General features: G+C 60.3%; 17 protein-coding genes, 1 tRNA gene and 1 pseudogene. 13 read left to right on the forward strand and 6 right to left on the reverse strand.

Features of this window, described 5'->3' with window-relative positions; all coding sequences use genetic code 11:
* Positions 1 to 397: 397 nt before the first annotated feature.
* Positions 398 to 535 (forward strand): annotated as a pseudogene (locus tag QMM04_RS07135) (integrase); the annotation flags it as partial.
* Positions 536 to 570: 35 nt separating this feature from the next.
* Here the strand turns inward: QMM04_RS07135 and QMM04_RS07140 are convergent.
* Positions 571 to 647: transfer RNA gene (locus QMM04_RS07140), tRNA-Arg, on the reverse strand.
* 95 nt (positions 648 to 742) lie between these two features.
* Complete coding sequence (locus tag QMM04_RS07145) at positions 743 to 1,246, reverse strand: DUF1198 family protein (RefSeq protein ID WP_058757931.1); 504 nt, start codon at positions 1,244 to 1,246, stop codon at positions 743 to 745.
* Between the two features lie 175 nt (positions 1,247 to 1,421).
* Here QMM04_RS07145 and folD point away from each other — a divergent pair, with 175 nt between their 5' ends.
* Both folD and ybcJ read left to right on the forward strand, forming a co-directional pair.
* A complete protein-coding gene (gene folD, locus QMM04_RS07150) occupies positions 1,422 to 2,288 on the forward strand; it encodes a bifunctional methylenetetrahydrofolate dehydrogenase/methenyltetrahydrofolate cyclohydrolase FolD (protein ID WP_058757932.1) in 867 nt (288 codons plus the stop codon).
* Positions 2,288 to 2,500 carry a ribosome-associated protein YbcJ gene (ybcJ, locus tag QMM04_RS07155; RefSeq protein ID WP_010618497.1) on the forward strand — a complete coding sequence of 71 codons (213 nt, stop codon included), beginning with the start codon at positions 2,288 to 2,290 and terminating at the stop codon, positions 2,498 to 2,500. Before folD ends, ybcJ begins: the two co-directional genes overlap by 1 nt.
* A gap of 82 nt (positions 2,501 to 2,582) precedes the next feature.
* Here the strand turns inward: ybcJ and cysS are convergent, their stop codons facing one another.
* Positions 2,583 to 3,968: a cysteine--tRNA ligase gene (cysS, locus tag QMM04_RS07160; protein ID WP_282995909.1), complete on the reverse strand. Its 1,386-nt coding sequence runs from the start codon at positions 3,966 to 3,968 to the stop codon at positions 2,583 to 2,585.
* A gap of 218 nt (positions 3,969 to 4,186) precedes the next feature.
* Here cysS and ppiB point away from each other — a divergent pair, with 218 nt between their 5' ends.
* The 4 genes from ppiB to purK all read left to right on the forward strand — a co-directional run bounded on the left by ppiB (position 4,187) and on the right by purK (position 7,101).
* On the forward strand, positions 4,187 to 4,681 hold the full coding sequence (gene ppiB, locus QMM04_RS07165; RefSeq protein ID WP_021508631.1) for a peptidylprolyl isomerase B: 495 nt from the start codon (positions 4,187 to 4,189) through the stop codon (positions 4,679 to 4,681).
* The gene (locus tag QMM04_RS07170) at positions 4,681 to 5,397 is read left to right on the forward strand and encodes a UDP-2,3-diacylglucosamine diphosphatase (protein WP_262264317.1); all 717 of its coding nucleotides are present in this window, start codon (positions 4,681 to 4,683) and stop codon (positions 5,395 to 5,397) included. Before ppiB ends, QMM04_RS07170 begins: the two co-directional genes overlap by 1 nt.
* 133 nt (positions 5,398 to 5,530) lie before the next feature.
* Positions 5,531 to 6,040: a 5-(carboxyamino)imidazole ribonucleotide mutase gene (gene purE / locus QMM04_RS07175; protein ID WP_058769411.1), complete on the forward strand. Its 510-nt coding sequence runs from the start codon at positions 5,531 to 5,533 to the stop codon at positions 6,038 to 6,040.
* Entirely contained in the window at positions 6,037 to 7,101 is a 1,065-nt protein-coding gene (gene purK, locus QMM04_RS07180) for a 5-(carboxyamino)imidazole ribonucleotide synthase (protein WP_282995910.1), read from the forward strand. The genes purE and purK overlap by 4 nt, the downstream gene beginning before the upstream one ends.
* A 161-nt stretch (positions 7,102 to 7,262) precedes the next feature.
* On the opposite strand, the gene ybbP is transcribed toward purK, so the two are convergent.
* The gene (gene ybbP / locus QMM04_RS07185) at positions 7,263 to 9,680 is read right to left on the reverse strand and encodes a putative ABC transporter permease subunit YbbP (protein WP_282995911.1); all 2,418 of its coding nucleotides are present in this window, start codon (positions 9,678 to 9,680) and stop codon (positions 7,263 to 7,265) included.
* On the reverse strand, positions 9,677 to 10,363 hold the full coding sequence (gene ybbA / locus QMM04_RS07190; protein ID WP_021508636.1) for a putative ABC transporter ATP-binding protein YbbA: 687 nt from the start codon (positions 10,361 to 10,363) through the stop codon (positions 9,677 to 9,679). The genes ybbP and ybbA overlap by 4 nt, the downstream gene beginning before the upstream one ends.
* Between ybbA and tesA the strand changes: the two genes are divergently transcribed.
* The 5 genes from tesA (at position 10,331) to QMM04_RS07215 (ending at position 14,133) form a co-directional block, all read left to right on the forward strand.
* Positions 10,331 to 10,957, forward strand: coding sequence for a multifunctional acyl-CoA thioesterase I/protease I/lysophospholipase L1 (gene tesA, locus QMM04_RS07195; protein ID WP_021508637.1), 627 nt, complete (start codon positions 10,331 to 10,333; stop codon positions 10,955 to 10,957). The genes ybbA and tesA overlap by 33 nt on opposite strands.
* 31 nt (positions 10,958 to 10,988) lie before the next feature.
* Complete coding sequence (locus tag QMM04_RS07200) at positions 10,989 to 11,762, forward strand: SDR family oxidoreductase (RefSeq protein WP_058781232.1); 774 nt, start codon at positions 10,989 to 10,991, stop codon at positions 11,760 to 11,762.
* A gap of 79 nt (positions 11,763 to 11,841) precedes the next feature.
* Positions 11,842 to 12,696 carry a co-chaperone YbbN gene (locus QMM04_RS07205; protein ID WP_021508639.1) on the forward strand — a complete coding sequence of 285 codons (855 nt, stop codon included), beginning with the start codon at positions 11,842 to 11,844 and terminating at the stop codon, positions 12,694 to 12,696.
* Between the two features lie 64 nt (positions 12,697 to 12,760).
* On the forward strand, positions 12,761 to 13,675 hold the full coding sequence (locus QMM04_RS07210) for an SPFH domain-containing protein (protein WP_021508640.1): 915 nt from the start codon (positions 12,761 to 12,763) through the stop codon (positions 13,673 to 13,675).
* Positions 13,675 to 14,133 carry an NfeD family protein gene (locus tag QMM04_RS07215; protein ID WP_058775251.1) on the forward strand — a complete coding sequence of 153 codons (459 nt, stop codon included), beginning with the start codon at positions 13,675 to 13,677 and terminating at the stop codon, positions 14,131 to 14,133. The genes QMM04_RS07210 and QMM04_RS07215 overlap by 1 nt, the downstream gene beginning before the upstream one ends.
* Here the strand turns inward: QMM04_RS07215 and cueR are convergent.
* Entirely contained in the window at positions 14,109 to 14,525 is a 417-nt protein-coding gene (cueR, locus tag QMM04_RS07220; RefSeq protein WP_021508642.1) for a Cu(I)-responsive transcriptional regulator, read from the reverse strand. The genes QMM04_RS07215 and cueR overlap by 25 nt on opposite strands.
* 95 nt (positions 14,526 to 14,620) lie before the next feature.
* On the opposite strand from cueR, the gene copA reads away from it, so the two are divergent.
* On the forward strand, positions 14,621 to 17,131 hold the full coding sequence (gene copA / locus QMM04_RS07225) for a copper-exporting P-type ATPase CopA (RefSeq protein WP_282995917.1): 2,511 nt from the start codon (positions 14,621 to 14,623) through the stop codon (positions 17,129 to 17,131).
* Positions 17,132 to 17,190: the final 59 nt, after the last annotated feature.

Below are 17,190 nucleotides of genomic sequence, written 5' to 3' on the forward strand. Positions count from 1 at the left end.
CAGCCGTAACGCCACGAAACCAGAACGAGAAAAATAGCCCGCAAAGTTTTTATAAAAGGTTAATTATTATTTACCATCCCCGCTTAACAGGTGACAGGTTGATATTAACGGCCGTAAGTATTTAGCAGGAATGGCCTGACGCGATCCCGAGTCAGGTGCCATAATTATTTCTAAAATATTTTCAATGAATATCGTCATCCGCGCCTGACTGACAGCGGTTCAGAAAATCTGTCTGGCAGGAAACATCGCATCTATCCTGAATGGTCAGGTTAACTTATATAATTCCTGTCTAAAAAGGCATTGCGCGTTGACTGTCAACGAGAATAATTCATCAGGGTGCTTATGCCCCAGTGAGCTGGCGTTTCGCCTTGTCATGTCGTGCTCTGGCATCAGCACAGAGATAGGCGGATGGGAGAGCATCGAAATGGTTCAGCGGTATGCTCACCTGGCACCGAATCATCTGACAGAGCATGCGAGGCAAATTGACGCGATTTTTGGCAGTCGTGTCCCAAATCAGTCCCACGGGAAATTTTGAAGGCTGAAGGAGGTTGTTAAGTGATTGATTTTGTTTGGCACGCCCTACAGGATTCGAACCTGTGACCTACGGCTTAGAAGGCCGGTGCTCTATCCAGCTGAGCTAAGGGCGCATAGAAGATGCGTCGGATTATACGTCGGCACGCTGGCGCGTCAACGTTTTTGCCGCCAACGGACGGCAGAGTGTCGAGGGAATGAACAATTCGCCTTAATGACGCTGACGCCACTCACTCAGCGAGACCAGATTACTCACCTCCGCGGATTCCCCTTCCAGTTCAATCCCCTGCGGCGTAAAGCGCGCATTATACTGCTCGCGTAACGCATTCAGCTCCTGGCTGTCCGGCTCCAGCTGGCGCAGGAACCCCAGCGCCAGCAACAGCTGCTGCCGTGAAATCAGGGCGGAGAACCCCGCCTTCGTCAGAATGTGATGCCAGCGCTGCGCGTTCTCATCGCTGCCATCGACAATCAGCACCTGCCAGATCAGCAGCACTGCCGCGCCATTATTGAGGTGCGCTTCGTTGTCGCCGCGAATGTAATCGGTGAACTCGTTTGCCGCCTCTTTGCCCATCTGCGCAAGCAGCGATTCAACGTGCACCGGCGGCAGCTGCAGCCGCTTGCTGAGCGCCTGCGCGGCGTGGCGCGAACCGGCGGTCAGCAGCTGAAATCCCACAACAAACACTATCGCCAGCGTGGCGAGCATCAACCAAATCATCACGTGTTCCACATCATTGCCTGGCGGGCATAATACGCGCTAAGCATGGCGCGCGCCACGGCGAAAAATCGGGAAACCGGTCGCGTAAACGAATCTGTGACTGACAGCCGCACGCGCTTCTGACAGAATAGGCGCCATCCCCGATTCAACTCTCTACAGATGGATTTCCTCTCTGATGGCAGCAAAAATTATTGACGGTAAAACGATTGCGCAGCAGGTGCGCCTTGAGGTTGCCGAAAAAGTGCAGCAGCGTCTCGCTGCCGGTAAACGCGCCCCTGGCCTGGCCGTAGTGCTGGTCGGTGAAAACCCGGCATCGCAGATCTATGTCGCTAACAAACGCCGCGCCTGCGAAGAGGTCGGTTTTGTATCGCGCGCTTATAACCTGCCCGCCAGCACCAGCGAAGCCGAGCTGCTGGAGGTGATCGATGAGCTGAACAATGACGACGCTATCGATGGCATTCTGGTGCAGCTGCCGCTGCCGGCCGGGATCGATAATGTCAAAGTGCTGGAGCGCATCACGCCGGATAAAGACGTTGATGGCTTCCATCCTTATAACGTCGGTCGTTTGTGCCAGCGCGCCCCTAAGCTGCGTCCGTGTACGCCACGCGGCATCGTGACACTGCTGGAGCGCTATAACATCGATACTTACGGCCTGAACGCCGTGGTGGTTGGCGCATCGAATATCGTTGGTCGCCCGATGAGCATGGAGCTGCTGCTGGCCGGCTGCACCACCACCGTTACTCACCGTTTTACCAAAGATCTGCGCCATCACGTTGAGCATGCCGACCTGCTGGTAGTGGCGGTCGGTAAGCCGGGCTTTATCCCGGGCGACTGGATTAAACCGGGTGCGATTGTGATTGATGTCGGCATTAACCGGCTGGAAAGCGGCAAAGTGGTCGGCGATGTGGATTTTGCGTCAGCCTCTGAGCGCGCGGCTTACATCACGCCTGTACCGGGCGGCGTTGGCCCGATGACGGTCGCCACGCTGATTGAGAACACGCTGCTGGCGTGCGAGCAATATCACGATGTGGAGCAGGCATAATGGCGAGTTTTTCACTGGGTAAACATGCGCACGTTGATTTGTGCGATCTGCTGAAGCTGGAAGGCTGGGTGGAGAGCGGCGCGCAGGCCAAAGCGGTGATCGACGAAGGCGAAGTGCGTGTCGATGGTGCCATCGAGACGCGTAAGCGCTGCAAGATTTTTCCCGGTCAGACGGTTGAGTTTGCCGGTCAGCGCGTAACGGTTGTGGCCTGATTAGCCAGGTGCGCATGAATGCGCACCCTACACCAGTTAATTGCTGATGATAAAAAGGGCGAACCGCAGTTCGCCTTTTTTGTTATTTACGGCGCCAGCTTGATCCCTGCGGGCCATCTTCCACGATGACGCCCAGCTCGTTCAGCTTGTCACGTGCGATGTCCGCCTGCGCCCAGTCTTTCGAGGCGCGCGCATCGGCGCGGGTTTTCACCCAGTGTTCAATCTCCGCCACTTCATCGGCATTCACCTGTGCGCCACTCTGCAGGAACTGCTCCGGATCCTGCTGCAGAATGCCCAGCACATCGGCCAGCTGACGCAGTTTCGCGGCCAGCGCATCGGCGGCGGCTTTATCTTCACCCTTCAGGCGATTGACTTCACGCGCCATATCGAAGAGCACCGAGTAAGCTTCCGGCGTGTTGAAATCATCGTCCATGGCGGTACGGAAGCGGGCTTCAAACGCCTCACCGCCAGCCGGCGTCGCGCTGGCATCGGTATGGCGCAGCGCGGTGTAAAGGCGCTCCAGCGCCGCGCGTGCCTGATTCAGGTTATCTTCGCCATAGTTAAGCTGGCTGCGATAGTGGCCGGACATCAGGAAGTAGCGCACGGTTTCCGCATCGTAGTGCTGCAACACATCGCGCACGGTAAAGAAGTTGCCGAGCGATTTCGACATCTTTTCCCGGTCAACCATCACCATGCCGGAGTGCATCCAGTAGTTCACGTACGGGCCATCGTGTGCACAGGTCGACTGCGCCACTTCGTTCTCATGGTGCGGGAACATCAGGTCTGAACCGCCGCCGTGGATGTCGAAATGGGTGCCAAGCTGTTTGCAGTTCATCGCCGAGCACTCAATGTGCCAGCCCGGGCGGCCGTTGCCCCACGGTGAGTTCCACGCCGGCTCATCGGCTTTGGACATTTTCCACAGCACAAAGTCCATCGGGTTGCGCTTCACTTCCGCCACTTCCACGCGCGCGCCGGCCTGCAGCTGTTCGAGATCCTGACGCGACAGCGCGCCGTAATCTTTATCACTCAGCACATCAAACATCACGTCGCCGTTATCCGCCACGTAGGCATGGCCGCGATCGATCAGCTTGCCGACCAGTTCGATGATCTCCGCGATGTGGCGCGTGGCGCGCGGCTCGAGATCCGGCGGCAGAATCCCCAGCGCGGAAAAATCTTTGTGCATTTCGGCGATCATCCGGTTGGTCAGCGTTTCGATGCTTTCCCCGTTTTCGTTGGCACGTTTGATGATCTTGTCATCGATGTCGGTGATATTACGCACGTATTTCAGTTTATAGCCCACGTAACGCAGGTAACGCGCGACCACGTCGAATGCCACAAAGGTACGCCCATGGCCGATATGACAGAGGTCGTAAACCGTGATTCCACACACGTACATACCGATTTCACCGGCATGAATGGGTTTAAATTCCTCTTTCTGGCGACTCAGGGTGTTATAGATCTTTAGCATTGAACGATTCCGTTGTTTACGTGTGCGGGATACGCCTTCTTGATGTAGCCGGTTATTGTGCCGTATTTTTCCGACTTGTGCATCGCTCGCTTCGCAACTGCCGTTGCCTTACTGACGCGTTATTGGAAATTGTGATATAAGAGGCGTCTACAAAAATGCCCCGCCGCCTTGCCGGTGCGGCAGTTGATACTGACGACAACCTCCACAGGACGAATATAATGGTCACTTTCCAGACGAACCATGGCGATATCGTAATCAAAACCTTCGATGACAAAGCGCCGGCTACCGTACAGAACTTCCTGGACTACTGCCGTGAAGGTTTCTACGACAACACCATTTTTCACCGCGTGATCAACGGTTTCATGATTCAGGGCGGCGGTTTCGAGCCGGGCATGAAGCAGAAAGCCACCAAAGCAGACATCCGCAACGAAGCCAATAACGGCCTGAAAAACACCAAAGGCACGCTGGCGATGGCGCGTACCCAGGCACCTCACTCGGCTACCGCACAGTTCTTCATCAACGTTGCCGATAACGACTTCCTGAACTTCCGTGACGAAAGCCTGCAGGGCTGGGGTTACTGCGTGTTTGCTGAAGTGGTTGAAGGCATGGACGTGGTCGAAAAAATCAAAGCAGTGAAAACCGGCCGCAGCGGCATGCACCAGGACGTGCCGGTTGATGACGTGATCATCCAGAAAGTGACCGTCAGCGAGTAATGTCGCGCACGCTGTTTATCGCAGATTTACATCTGTGTCAGGAAGAACCGGCAATCACTGCCGGTTTTCTGCATTTTTTGCAGGGGGAAGCGCAGCAGTGTGATGCGCTTTACATCCTTGGCGATCTGTTTGAAGCCTGGATTGGCGATGACGATCCTAATCCGCTGCATCAGCAGATCGCCGACGCCCTGCGTGCCCTGCCGGTGCCAAAATTCTTTATTCACGGCAATCGCGACTTCCTGTTAGGTCAACAGTTCGCCCGCGCCAGCGGCATGACGCTGCTGCCCGAAGAGCAGGTGCTGGAGCGCTATGGTCAGCGCGTGCTGATGATGCATGGCGACACGCTGTGTACTGACGATCACGGTTATCAGCGTTTTCGCGCCAAAGTCCATCAGCGCTGGCTGCAGCGGCTGTTTCTCGCGCTGCCGTTGCGTCTGCGCATGCGCATTGCTGCGCGGATGCGGGCCGACAGCAAGCAGGCCAACCAGCACAAGTCACTGAGCATCATGGACGTCAATCCGCAGGCGGTAGCCGCGGCGATGACGCGCCAGCAGGTGCCGATCCTGATTCACGGCCACACCCATCGTCCGGCGATTCATCAGTTCGAGCTCGCCGGCACGCCTGCGCAACGCGCGGTGCTGGGCGCGTGGCATGAGCGCGGATCAATGATTCAGCTGGACGCACAGGGCGTGCAGTTAATCGAATTTCCTTTCTGAGTTTTTGCGGCGGAAATGCCGGTTTTCCGCCTACGCAACCGTTTTCCTTGCCGCTGTCTCGTGCTATTCTCTGTGCCCTTCTTTACCTGCCCGCCCGGCCAGGTTCGTTTGATTATTCACAGGAGTTGACCGCATGTCATCCAACGCCGCCCCGGCCCGTATCGCCATCGTCATGGGTTCCAAAAGTGACTGGGCTACCATGCAGTTCGCCGAGGAAATCCTTAACAGCCTGGATGTCCCGTTCCACGTTGAAGTGGTCTCTGCGCACCGTACGCCAGATAAGCTGTTCAGCTTCGCAGAGCGCGCAGCCGACAACGGTTTTCAGGTGATCATCGCCGGTGCCGGCGGTGCGGCGCACCTGCCAGGTATGCTGGCGGCGAAAACCCTGCTGCCGGTGCTGGGCGTACCGGTACAGAGCGCAGCGCTGAGCGGCGTGGATAGCCTCTACTCCATCGTGCAGATGCCGCGCGGCATTCCGGTCGGTACGCTGGCCATCGGTAAAGCCGGTGCCGCCAACGCCGCGCTGCTGGCGGCGCAGATCCTGGCGATTCACGATCGCGAACTGGCTGCACGCCTGGCCGCCTGGCGTCAGAGCCAGACCGATGAGGTGCTGAATAATCCGGATCCGCGGGAGGACGCATGAAGCCAGTTTGCGTACTCGGCAACGGTCAGCTGGGCCGCATGCTGCGCCAGGCCGGCGAACCGCTGGGCATCGCCGTGTATCCGGTCGGGCTGGACGCGGAGCCGTCAGCACTGCCGATCGCGCAAAGCGTGATTACGGCGGAAATCGAGCGCTGGCCGGAAACCGCGCTGACGCGCGAGCTGGCTAACCATCCGGCGTTCGTCAACCGCGATATTTTTCCGCGCCTCGCCGATCGCCTGACGCAAAAGCAGCTGCTCGACCAACTCAACCTGACAACCGCACCGTGGCAGTTGCTGGCTGATAAAAGCGAGTGGCCGGCGGTATTTAGCACGCTGGGCGAGCTGGCGATCGTCAAGCGCCGCACCGGCGGCTACGACGGCCGCGGTCAGTGGCGCCTGCGCGCCGACGAAACCGCAACGCTGCCGGATGAGTGCTACGGCGAGTGCATCGTTGAGCAGGGTATTAACTTCAGCGGTGAAGTCTCGCTGGTGGGCGCGCGCGGGCACGATGGACGCACGGTGTTTTATCCGCTGACGCACAACCTGCATCAGGACGGCATTCTGCGCACCAGCGTTGCCTTCCCGCAGGCTGATGCCGCGCAACAGCAGCAGGCAGAAGCGATGCTGAGCGCGATCATGCATGAGCTGAATTACGTGGGCGTGATGGCGATGGAGTGTTTCGTCACGCCGCAGGGCTTGCTGATCAATGAGCTGGCACCGCGCGTGCACAACAGCGGCCACTGGACGCAGAATGGCGCCTCAATCAGCCAGTTTGAACTGCACCTGCGTGCGGTGCTCGGTCTGCCGCTGCCGCAGCCGGTGGTGTTTGCGCCGTCGGTGATGGTCAACCTGATTGGCACCGACCTAAATACCGACTGGCTGCAGCAGCCGCTGGTGCATCTGCACTGGTACGACAAAGAAGTCCGCGCCGGACGTAAGGTCGGCCACCTGAATCTGACCGACAGCGATCCGGCACGCCTCACCGCCGCACTCAATGCGCTGGTGCCGCTACTGCCTGACGCCTACGCGAGCGGTATTGCGTGGGCCGTGGCGAAGCTGTAGTTCTGCGGTGTTCCCCTCACCCTTGCCCTCTCCCACAGGGAGAGGGGATTATACGGTGCGATCTTTAAGTTTGACGCTCACCTGAACGTTCTGAAGTGCAAAATCACGCATACGGGCTCGATCGGCCCCCTCTCCCGTGGGAGAGGGCCGGGGTGAGGGCATCAGGCAGCATCAAACCGTCTGAACAGCGCTTTCCCCTTCAGTAAGCGGACACCCAGCCAGCCGCCGCACAGCGACAGCAATGCCGCGCCACACAGCGGCAGCGCCAGCCACAGCGTCCAGTCCGGCTGCCACGGGAAATCAAAAATCTTGCGCTGAAGCCCCCACAGTGCCGCTTCCGCCCCCAGCGCCGCCGCGATTCCCGCGACCACGCCAAGCAGCGCAAACTCACACCACAGCGTACCGCGCAGCAGGCGCTGGCTGGCCCCGAGCGTGCGATACACCACCAGCTCCTGCCGGCGCTGGCGCATGCCGACCTGGATCTGCGCCAGTAGCAGCAACACACCGCAAACCGTCACCAGAATCACCATGATCTCCAGCGCCTGGCTCACCTGCGCCAGCACCTGTCCAATCTGCTTCAGCATGCTGCCGACATCCAGCAGGCTCAGCGTCGGGAACGCGCGGTTGAGCTGCGCCAGCAGCGCGGGATCGTTCGCCATGCGGAAGCTGGTCAGCCAGGTTTGTGGCTGCTGATCGAGCGCGCCCGGCGGGAAGATAAAGAAGAAGTTTGGCCGCAGGCTCTCCCAGTCGACCTTGCGCAGACTGGTGATCGTCGCACTGAACTGCTGCGTATCGCCGCTAAATGTCAGCCTGTCGCCGAGCCTGACGCCCAGACGATCGGCCAGCTCGACCTCCATCGAGACTTCACCGGCTTTCGGCGGCCAGCTGCCGGCCACCAGCGGATTGTGATCCGGACGCTCAGCCTGCCACGTCAGATTAAGCTCGCGATTCAGTGCGTTATCCAGGTTGGGATCGGCAGGCTTGCCGTTCAGCTCAGTGAGCCTTGCCCGCACGATCGGATAGAAGGTACCGGCGTTAACCTGATGCTGTCGCAGGAACTCGTCTACCTGCGGCACCTGCTGCTGGGTCAGATTGAGCAGAAAATAGTTGGGCGCATCCGCCGGTAATTGCTGCTGCCAGCGATCGAGCAGATCGCCGCGCATCACCAGCAATAACGCCAGCAGCATAAAGGAGAGCGAAAACGCCGCCAGCTGGCTGAGCGTCATGGCTGGCTGACGCAGCAGACGGTTGATCGCCAGGCGCAGCGCCAGATTACGCACCACCAGTCTGCGCAGCAGCAGGAGCGTGCCCCAGCCGAGCAGCGCCAGCAGCAGTGCCAGCATCACCACGCCAGCCAGCAGCGCCCACAGCATTTTGCTGCCGCCCATCAGCAGCGCAAGGAGCGCTACCACCACCAGCGCCATCACCGGCAGATAAATACGCAGCGGCCACAGTGTGGCTACCGCATCACGACGCAGCACGCGCAGCGGCTGTGTGGCCATCAGCAGACGGTACGGACGCAACCCGACCAGCAGCGAGATCAATACCAGCGCACCAATCGCCCACAGCCACGGCCAGACGCTGGCAGCCGGTAAAGCGGCGGGCAGCACCGGTTTGAGCATTATCAGCAGCGCGACTTCAATGCCCTGCCCCAGCGCACTGCCGGCGATGGCCGCCAGCAGCAGCACGGCCAGCCACTGACCGATAATCAGCCGCTGCAGCGATTTACGCGTGGCACCCAGCGTTTTCAGCACCGCCACCAGATCGTAACGGCTGCGGCAGTAATGACTCATGGCGACGGCCACTGCGGCAATCGCCAGCAACAGGGTTAATAGCGCCGAGAGCAGCAGGAACTGCTGCGCCCGCTGCATTGAGCGGCCCAGCGCATCCTCCGAGTTTTCCACGCTGATCCAGCGCTCGCCGGCCTGCAGCTGCGGCTGAATCCAGCGGTCATAGCGCGCCAGCGGTGCCGACTCGCCGGAGAATTTGTAGCGCCAGCTCAGACGGCTCCCCGGCTGGATGGCGCCGGTTTTCTCTACGTCGGCAAGATTCATTAACAGACGCGGCGCCGTCTGAAACGGATTAAATCCGCCGTCCGGCTCCTGAATCACTTCGCCGGCAATGCGCAGCGTGGTATCGCCCACGTCAATGCGGTCACCGACCTTAAGGTTAAGCAGCGCCAGCAGACGCGGTGCGGCCAGCACCGTTCCGGCCACCGGACGCAGGCCGGGCGGATCCGTCTGCAGGGTGCCGAACATCGGGTACGCATCATCGACCGCTTTGACATCGGCCAGCTGCGGCGTCTCCTGCGCAAAGGTCATGGTCATAAAGCTGAGCTGCCGGCTGACCGCCAGCCCCTCTTCGCGCGCTTTGTCCAGCCACGCATCCGGTGCCGGTTTACTGCTGCGCAGCGTGCGGTCGCCGGCCATAAAGTCACGGCTCTGCTGGCTCAGCCCTTTCTCCATGCGATCGCTAATGGAGCCCAGAGCCAGCACGCAGGCCACCGCCAGCGTCAGCGCCAGCCAGACAATCAGCAGCGAGGGCGAACGCCACTCGCGCCAGAACCAGCGCCAGATCATGCTTCCTCCCACAGCTTGCCGTCGCGCAGCCGCAGGCGACGATCGCAGCGTGCCGCCAGCTGCTCATCGTGCGTCACCAGAATCAGCGTGGTGGCGAAATCGCGGTTGAGCGAAAACAGCAGATCGGCGATGCGATCGCCGGTTTTGCGATCGAGGTTACCGGTCGGCTCATCGGCAAACAGCAGGCCGGGACGGCCGCTGAAGGCGCGTGCCAGCGCCACGCGCTGCTGTTCGCCGCCGGAGAGCTGGGCCGGCAGATGGTGCAGACGATCTTTCAGTCCGAGCTGCGTCAGTAATTCAGTGGCCTGCGCGCGACTGTCGCGATCGCTGTCTCCGCGCAGCAGTGCCGGAAGCTGCACGTTCTCCAGCGCGTTGAGCGTGGGCACCAGCATAAAGGACTGAAACACAAAGCCGACCTCACGCGCACGTAACGCGGCGCGCTGCTCTTCGTTCATCTGGTGCAGCGGCTGGCCCAGCAGATGCACTTCGCCGCTGCTGCCATCATCCAGTCCGGCGAGAATACCCAGCAGGGTGGATTTCCCGGATCCCGACTCGCCGATCAGCGCCAGCGTCTCGGCTGGTTTGACAACCAGCTCAACTCCGGTAAGGATGGTCAGCTGATGCTCTCCCTGACCGACGGACTTAGTAAGATGATGAACTGCAACAATGTTTTCCGCTGGCATTATTCCTTCCTGTTGTTATTGCTGCTGCTGGTGTCGCGCATCGCCGCCGCCGATACCCTGCTGATTCTCGGCGATAGCCTGAGTGCCGGCTATCGCATGTCCGCCACCGCCGCCTGGCCGAGCCTGCTCGACAAAACCTGGCAACAGCAGCCCAAAGTGGTTAACGCCAGCATCAGCGGTGATACCGCCGGTCAGGGGCTGGCGCGGTTGCCGGGCCTATTAAAACAGCATCAGCCGCAGTGGGTGTTAATCGAATTGGGCGGTAACGATGGGCTGCGCGGCTTCCCGCCGCAAAACATCGCGCAGGATCTGAGTAAAATTATCGATCAGGTCAAAGCCGCTAACGCCCAGCCGCTGCTGATGCAAATTCGTCTGCCGGCTAATTATGGCCGACGCTACACCGACGCGTTCAGCGCGCTCTATCCGCGCCTCGCGCAGCAGTATCATATTCCGCTGGTACCGTTCTTTATGGAGCAGGTTTATCTGAAGCCGGAGTGGATGCAGCAGGACGGTATTCACCCCAATCCTGATGCGCAGCCGTTTATCGCCAACCTGATGGCTGAACAACTGGCTCCGCTAGTTAAGCATGATTAACGCCGCGACGAGCCCAATGACAGGTAAAGATATGCAAAAGTCTGTATTAATTACCGGCTGCTCCAGCGGCATCGGTCTGGTGGCGGCCAACGATCTGCTGGCGCGCGGCTATCGCGTGCTGGCCGCCTGTCGCCGTGCTGACGATGTGGCGCGCATGGATGAGCTCGGCTTCACCGGCATCCTGCTGGATCTTGACGATCCGGCCAGTGTGGATGCCGCCGCCGATCGCGTGCTGGCCCTCACCGATCACTGCCTGCACGGGCTGTTCAATAACGGCGGCTTCGGCCAGTACGGTCCGCTGACCAGCGTGTCGCGTCAGCAGCTGGAGCAGCAATTCTCCACCAACTTTTTCGGCACCCACCAGCTGACGCTGCGCCTGTTGCCGGCGCTGCAAAATAGCGGCGACGGGCGGATTATCAACACCAGCTCGGTGCTCGGCCTGATTTCCACGCCGGGCCGCGGCGCTTATGCCGCCAGTAAATGGGCGCTGGAGGCGTGGAGCGATGCGCTGCGCATGGAAGTACGCCCCAGCGGCGTGCGCGTCAGCCTGATTGAGCCGGGCCCGATTACCACCCGGTTTACCGAAAACGTGCAGCAGGGCGAACGCGATAAGCCCGTGCGCAACCCCGGTATCGCCGCACGCTTTAGCCTGCCGCCGGAAGCGATTCTGCCGAAACTGCGGCATGCGCTGGAGAGTAAACATCCGCGCCTGCGCTATCCGGTGACGCTGGTCGCCTGGGCGATGAGTCTGCTCAAGCGACTGCTGCCGGGCTGGATGCTGGATCGCATTTTACGCAGTAACTAAACTGCAAGCCGGAATTGAACTTGAAGCCGGGGCGTTTGCCCCCATATCCTCAACACACTTTCTGCCAAGAGACGTATTCATGTCACACGCTTTGATTATCGACATCAACGAATCCAACCTGCAGCAGACGCTGGAGCAATCAATGCAGCTGCCGGTACTGTTCTACTTCTGGTCGGAGCGCAGCCAGCACTGCCAGCAGCTGACGCCGGTGCTGGAGCGTCTGGCACAGGAGTACGCCGGCCAGTTTATTCTGGCGAAGCTGGATTGCGATAAAGAGCAGCTGGTGGCATCGCAGTTTGGTCTGCGCTCTCTGCCGACCGTTTACCTGTTCCAGAACGGCCAGCCGGTCGATGGCTTCCAGGGCCCGCAGCCGGAAGAGGCGATCCGCGCGCTGCTGGAGAAAGTCCTGCCGCGTGAAGAGGAGTTAAAGGCGCAGCAGGCGATGCAGCTGATGCAGGAAGGCAAGCCGCTGGATGCGCTACCGCTGCTGAAAGACGCCTGGCAGCTGAGCAATCAGAACAGTGAAATCGGTTTTCTGCTGGCAGAAGTCCTGATCACCCTGAACCGCAGCGAAGAAGCCGAAGCGGTGCTGGCTGTGGTGCCGTTGCAGGATCAGGATACGCGCTATCAGAGCCTGATTTCGCAAATCGACCTGCTGAAACAGGCCGCCGACACGCCGGAGATCCAGCAGCTGCAGGAGCAGATGGCAAGCGAACCGGACAACGCCGGTCTGGCTGCTAAACTTGCGTTACAGCTGCATCAGGTGGGCCGCAATGAAGAAGCGCTGGAGCTGTTGTTAGGTTTTCTGAAGCGCGATCTCAGCGCCGGTGACGGCGAAGTGCGCAAAATGTTCCAGGAGATTCTGGCGGCCCTCGGCACCGGCGATGCCCTCGCCTCGCGCTATCGTCGCCAGCTCTACTCGCTGCTGTACTGACCGGTACCGCGCGGTAAACGGGCCGAAGCGACTCGGCCCGACAATCTGACAGCCAGGAGGTTATATGTTAACAGTGATTCCCGTCATCATCGTGCTCGCGCTGGTTACCGTGTGGGCCGGTGTCAAAATTGTGCCACAGGGCTACCAGTGGACGGTGGAGCGCTTTGGCCGCTACACCAAAACGTTGCCGCCCGGTCTGAATTTAGTCGTGCCGTTCATGGATCGTATTGGTCGCCGGATCAATATGATGGAGCAGGTCCTCGATATTCCCTCGCAGGAGATCATCTCCAAAGATAACGCCAACGTCACCATCGACGCAGTGTGCTTTATTCAGGTGGTGGATTCGGCGCGCGCCGCTTATGAAGTCAGCAATCTTGAGCTGGCCATCATCAACCTCACCATGACCAATATCCGCACCGTGCTCGGCGGTATGGAGCTGGATGAGATGCTGTCGCAGCGCGATAACATTAATACCCGCCTGCTGCACATTGTTGATGAAGCGACCAATCCGTGGGGGGTAAAAATCACCCGTATTGAAATCCGCGACGTGCGCCCGCCGCAGGAACTGATAGCGGCCATGAACGCGCAGATGAAAGCCGAGCGTACCAAACGCGCCGATATCCTCGCCGCCGAAGGCGTACGCCAGGCGGCCATCCTGCGCGCCGAGGGCGATAAGCAGTCGCAAATCCTTAAAGCGGAAGGCGAACGTACCTCCGCCTTTTTGCAGGCGGAAGCGCGCGAGCGTCAGGCCGAAGCCGAGGCCAACGCCACGCGGATGGTGTCAGAAGCTATCTCTGCCGGAGATATTCAGGCGATTAACTACTTCGTGGCGCAGAAATACACCGATGCCCTGCAAAAAATTGGCGAAGCGAATAACAGCAAAGTGGTGATGATGCCGCTCGACGCCAGCAGCCTGCTCGGCTCGGTGGCCGGTATCAGCGAGCTACTGAAAGAGAGTCGTCAGGAGCGCAAACCGTGATGCTGATGGAGCTGATTGCGCATCCGCACTGGTTCTGGCTCACGCTGGGCGGTTTACTGCTGGCAGCGGAGATGCTCGGCACCAGCGGTTACCTGCTGTGGAGCGGCGTGGCGGCGGTGCTGGTCGGGATCATTGAGTGGCTGTTTCCGTTCTCGTGGACCAGCCAGGGCATGCTGTTCGCCACTCTGACGCTGCTGTGCGTATTTCTTTGGTATCGCTGGATGCGCTTTCGCGAAAGTGCGCAGCAGCCCAATACGCTCAATCAGCGCGGCAGCCAGCTGATTGGCCAGCACCTGACGTTAGACAGCGCGCTAAAAGACGGCGTCGGTCATGTGCGCATTGGTGACAGCAGCTGGCGCGTGCAGGCGCAGGAAGATTTGCCGGCGGGCACGCCGGTGATCGTGACCGGCGTATCAGGCATCACGCTGCTGATTCAGCCGCGTTTGCCGCCTTCCTGATGACCGCAGCCCGCCAGGTGATTGATGATAGGACATTCGGCACCGTCATCGCCCGGGCAGGCTGCAGCCAGTTCCAGCAGACGCGCGCGCATCGCGTGCAGCTCTTCAATATGCGCCGCGATCTCATCCGCCTTCTGCAGGGTGCGCGCTTTAACATCGGCACTGTGGCGCGCCGGGTTATTAAACAGTGCGACCAGTTCGCGGCACTCCTCGAGCGTGAAGCCCACCTGCCGCGCCTGGCGCAGAAAATTGAGCTCATCCAGGTGGTGCGCGCCATAACTGCGATAGCCGTTGTCACTGCGTAACGGCGGCGTAACCACCCCTTTCTGTTCGTAAAAACGAATCGCTTTGCTGGTCAGCCCGGTTTTTTTTGCTACATCGCTGATGTTCATCTCTGCCCCTTGACCTTCCCCTGAATGGAAGGTTTAGGCTTTATAACTAATGCAAACCTTGCAGCGAGTCAAACCTGATAAACGAGGAGTTGATGATGTCACACACACAATTACTGGCTCTGGACGGCTTGTCCTGTGGCCACTGTGTTAAACGCGTTAAAGAGGCGCTGGAGCAGCGCAGCGATGTGGAACAGGCCGAGGTAACGCAGCAGGAAGCGCGCGTCACCGGCGCAGCCAGCGCCAGCGATCTGATTGCCACCGTTGAGCAGGCTGGTTATCACGCCACGCTGAAAAATGAGGCGTCCAGCCCAAAGCCTGATCCGTTGCCAGCTCAGGAGCCGCAGCCGGAGGCGCTGACAACGGAGTCGCAGCCGGCAGAAGAGAATCTTGCGGTGCACCATCTGCTGATAGGCGGGATGAGCTGCGCCAGCTGTGTCAGCCGCGTCGAGCAGGCGTTACAGAAAGTGCCCGGCGTGAGCCAGGCGCGCGTCAATCTGGGTGAGCGCAGCGCGCTGGTGCTGGGTGATGCCTTACCCTCAGCGCTGGTCAGCGCCGTAGACGAGGCGGGTTATTCTGCGGAAGTGATCGAAGATGAACAAACCCGGCGCGAGCGCCAGCAGGTCAGCGCACAGCAGGCGATGCGCCGCTTTAGCTGGCAGGCGGCGCTGGCGCTGATCGTCGGCGTGCCGATGATGGTCTGGGGCATGGTCGGTGATCACATGATGCTAAACGACAGCAATCAGACGCTCTGGCGCGTGCTCGGTGCCGTCACGATGGCGGTGATGGCGCTCGCCGGCGGCCACTTCTATCGCAGCGCGTGGCGCAGCCTGCGTCATGCTACCGCCACCATGGACACGCTGGTCGCGCTCGGTACCGGTGCGGCCTGGATCTACTCGATGAGCGTCGCGCTGTGGCCGGCATTTTTCCCGCCGCAGGCGCGCCACCTCTATTTTGAAGCCAGCGTGATGATCATCGGCCTGATTAACCTCGGCCATGCGCTGGAACAGCGCGCGCGCCAGCGCGCCTCACAGGCGCTGGAGCGGCTGCTGGATTTAACCCCGGCGCAGGCCTGCGTGATCACCGCTGAAGGGGAAAAGCAACTGCCGCTGAGCGAAATCGCACCGGGCATGACGCTGAAGCTGGTGACCGGCGATCGCGTACCGGTGGACGGCGAAGTCAGCCGCGGCGAAGCCTGGCTTGACGAAGCAATGCTCACCGGCGAAGCGCTGCCGCAGTCGCGCCGTCCTGGCGATAAGATTTATGCCGGGACGCTGGTGCAGGACGGATCGCTACAGTTCACCGCCCGCGCCACCGGCAGCCATACCACGCTGGCCCGTATTATCAATCTGGTGCGTCAGGCGCAGAGCAGCAAGCCGGAAATGGGCCGGCTGGCCGATCGCATCTCGGCGGTGTTTGTGCCGGTGGTGGTGGCGATTGCCCTGCTCAGCGGAGCGGTCTGGTATGTTGTCGGACCGCAGCCGCAGCTGGCCTATACGCTGGTGATTGTCACCACGGTGCTGATTATCGCCTGTCCGTGTGCGCTGGGCTTAGCCACGCCGATGTCGGTGATCGCGGGCGTCGGCCGCGCTGCCGAGCTGGGCGTGCTGGTGCGCGATGCCGATGCGCTGCAGCGGGCCAGTGAAGTCGACACCATTGTGTTTGATAAAACCGGCACCCTGACCCAGGGTACGCCGCAGGTCAGCGAGGTGCTGCTGTACAGCGACTGGGATCGTCAGCAGGTACTGCAGGCGGCCGCCCAGCTGGAGCTGGGATCGGGGCATCCTCTGGCGAAGGCCATCGTCGCCGCCGCACCGACCGTCAGTGACGCCCGCGTTGCGCAATTTCGTACAATACGCGGCAAAGGCGTGAGTGCTACTGTCGCTGACAGAACGCTGCTGCTGGGCAATGCGGCGCTGCTGGAAGAGCAGCACATCGACCTGCGCGCCGCACAGCAGGATATCGCGCGACTCGCTGCGCAGGGTGCCACGCCGGTGCTGCTGGCGGATCAACAGCAGCTGCTGGGCCTGATCGCCCTGCGTGACCAGCTGCGTCCGGAGAGCCGTGCGGCGCTACAGCGGCTGCATCAGCTGGGCTACCGTCTGATCATGCTGACCGGTGACCATCAGACTACTGCCGAAGCCATCGCTGCCGAAGCAGGCATTGATGAGGTGATCGCTGGCGTGCTGCCGGACGGTAAAGCGCAGGCGATTGCGCAGCTGCAACAGCAGGGGCGCAGCGTGGTGATGGTGGGCGACGGCATCAACGACGCCCCGGCGCTGGCGCAGGCGGATGTGGGGATCGCCATGGGCGGCGGCAGCGATGTGGCGGTTGAAACCGCGGCGATGGCGCTGATGCGCAACGATCTGCACTGCGTGGCCGACGCGCTGGCGATGGCCAACGCCACGCTGCGCAATATGCGGCAGAATCTGCTGGGTGCCTTTGTCTATAACAGCCTGGGCATTCCGATTGCTGCCGGCGTGCTCTATCCGTTTACCGGTGTGCTGCTCAGCCCTATCGTCGCCGGTGCCGTCATGGCGCTGTCGTCGATCACCGTGGTGAGCAATGCTAACCGTTTGCTGCGCTTTAAACCGGCGCAGCGGCAATAGCAACCTCTGCCCTGTCTTTCGCTGAGCGAAATCGCTAGCATGGATTTTTGACTTAAAAA

The sequence above is a fragment of the Pantoea sp. Pa-EAmG genome (assembly GCF_030024295.1).
Taxonomy (GTDB): Bacteria; Pseudomonadota; Gammaproteobacteria; order Enterobacterales; family Enterobacteriaceae; genus Pantoea; species Pantoea dispersa.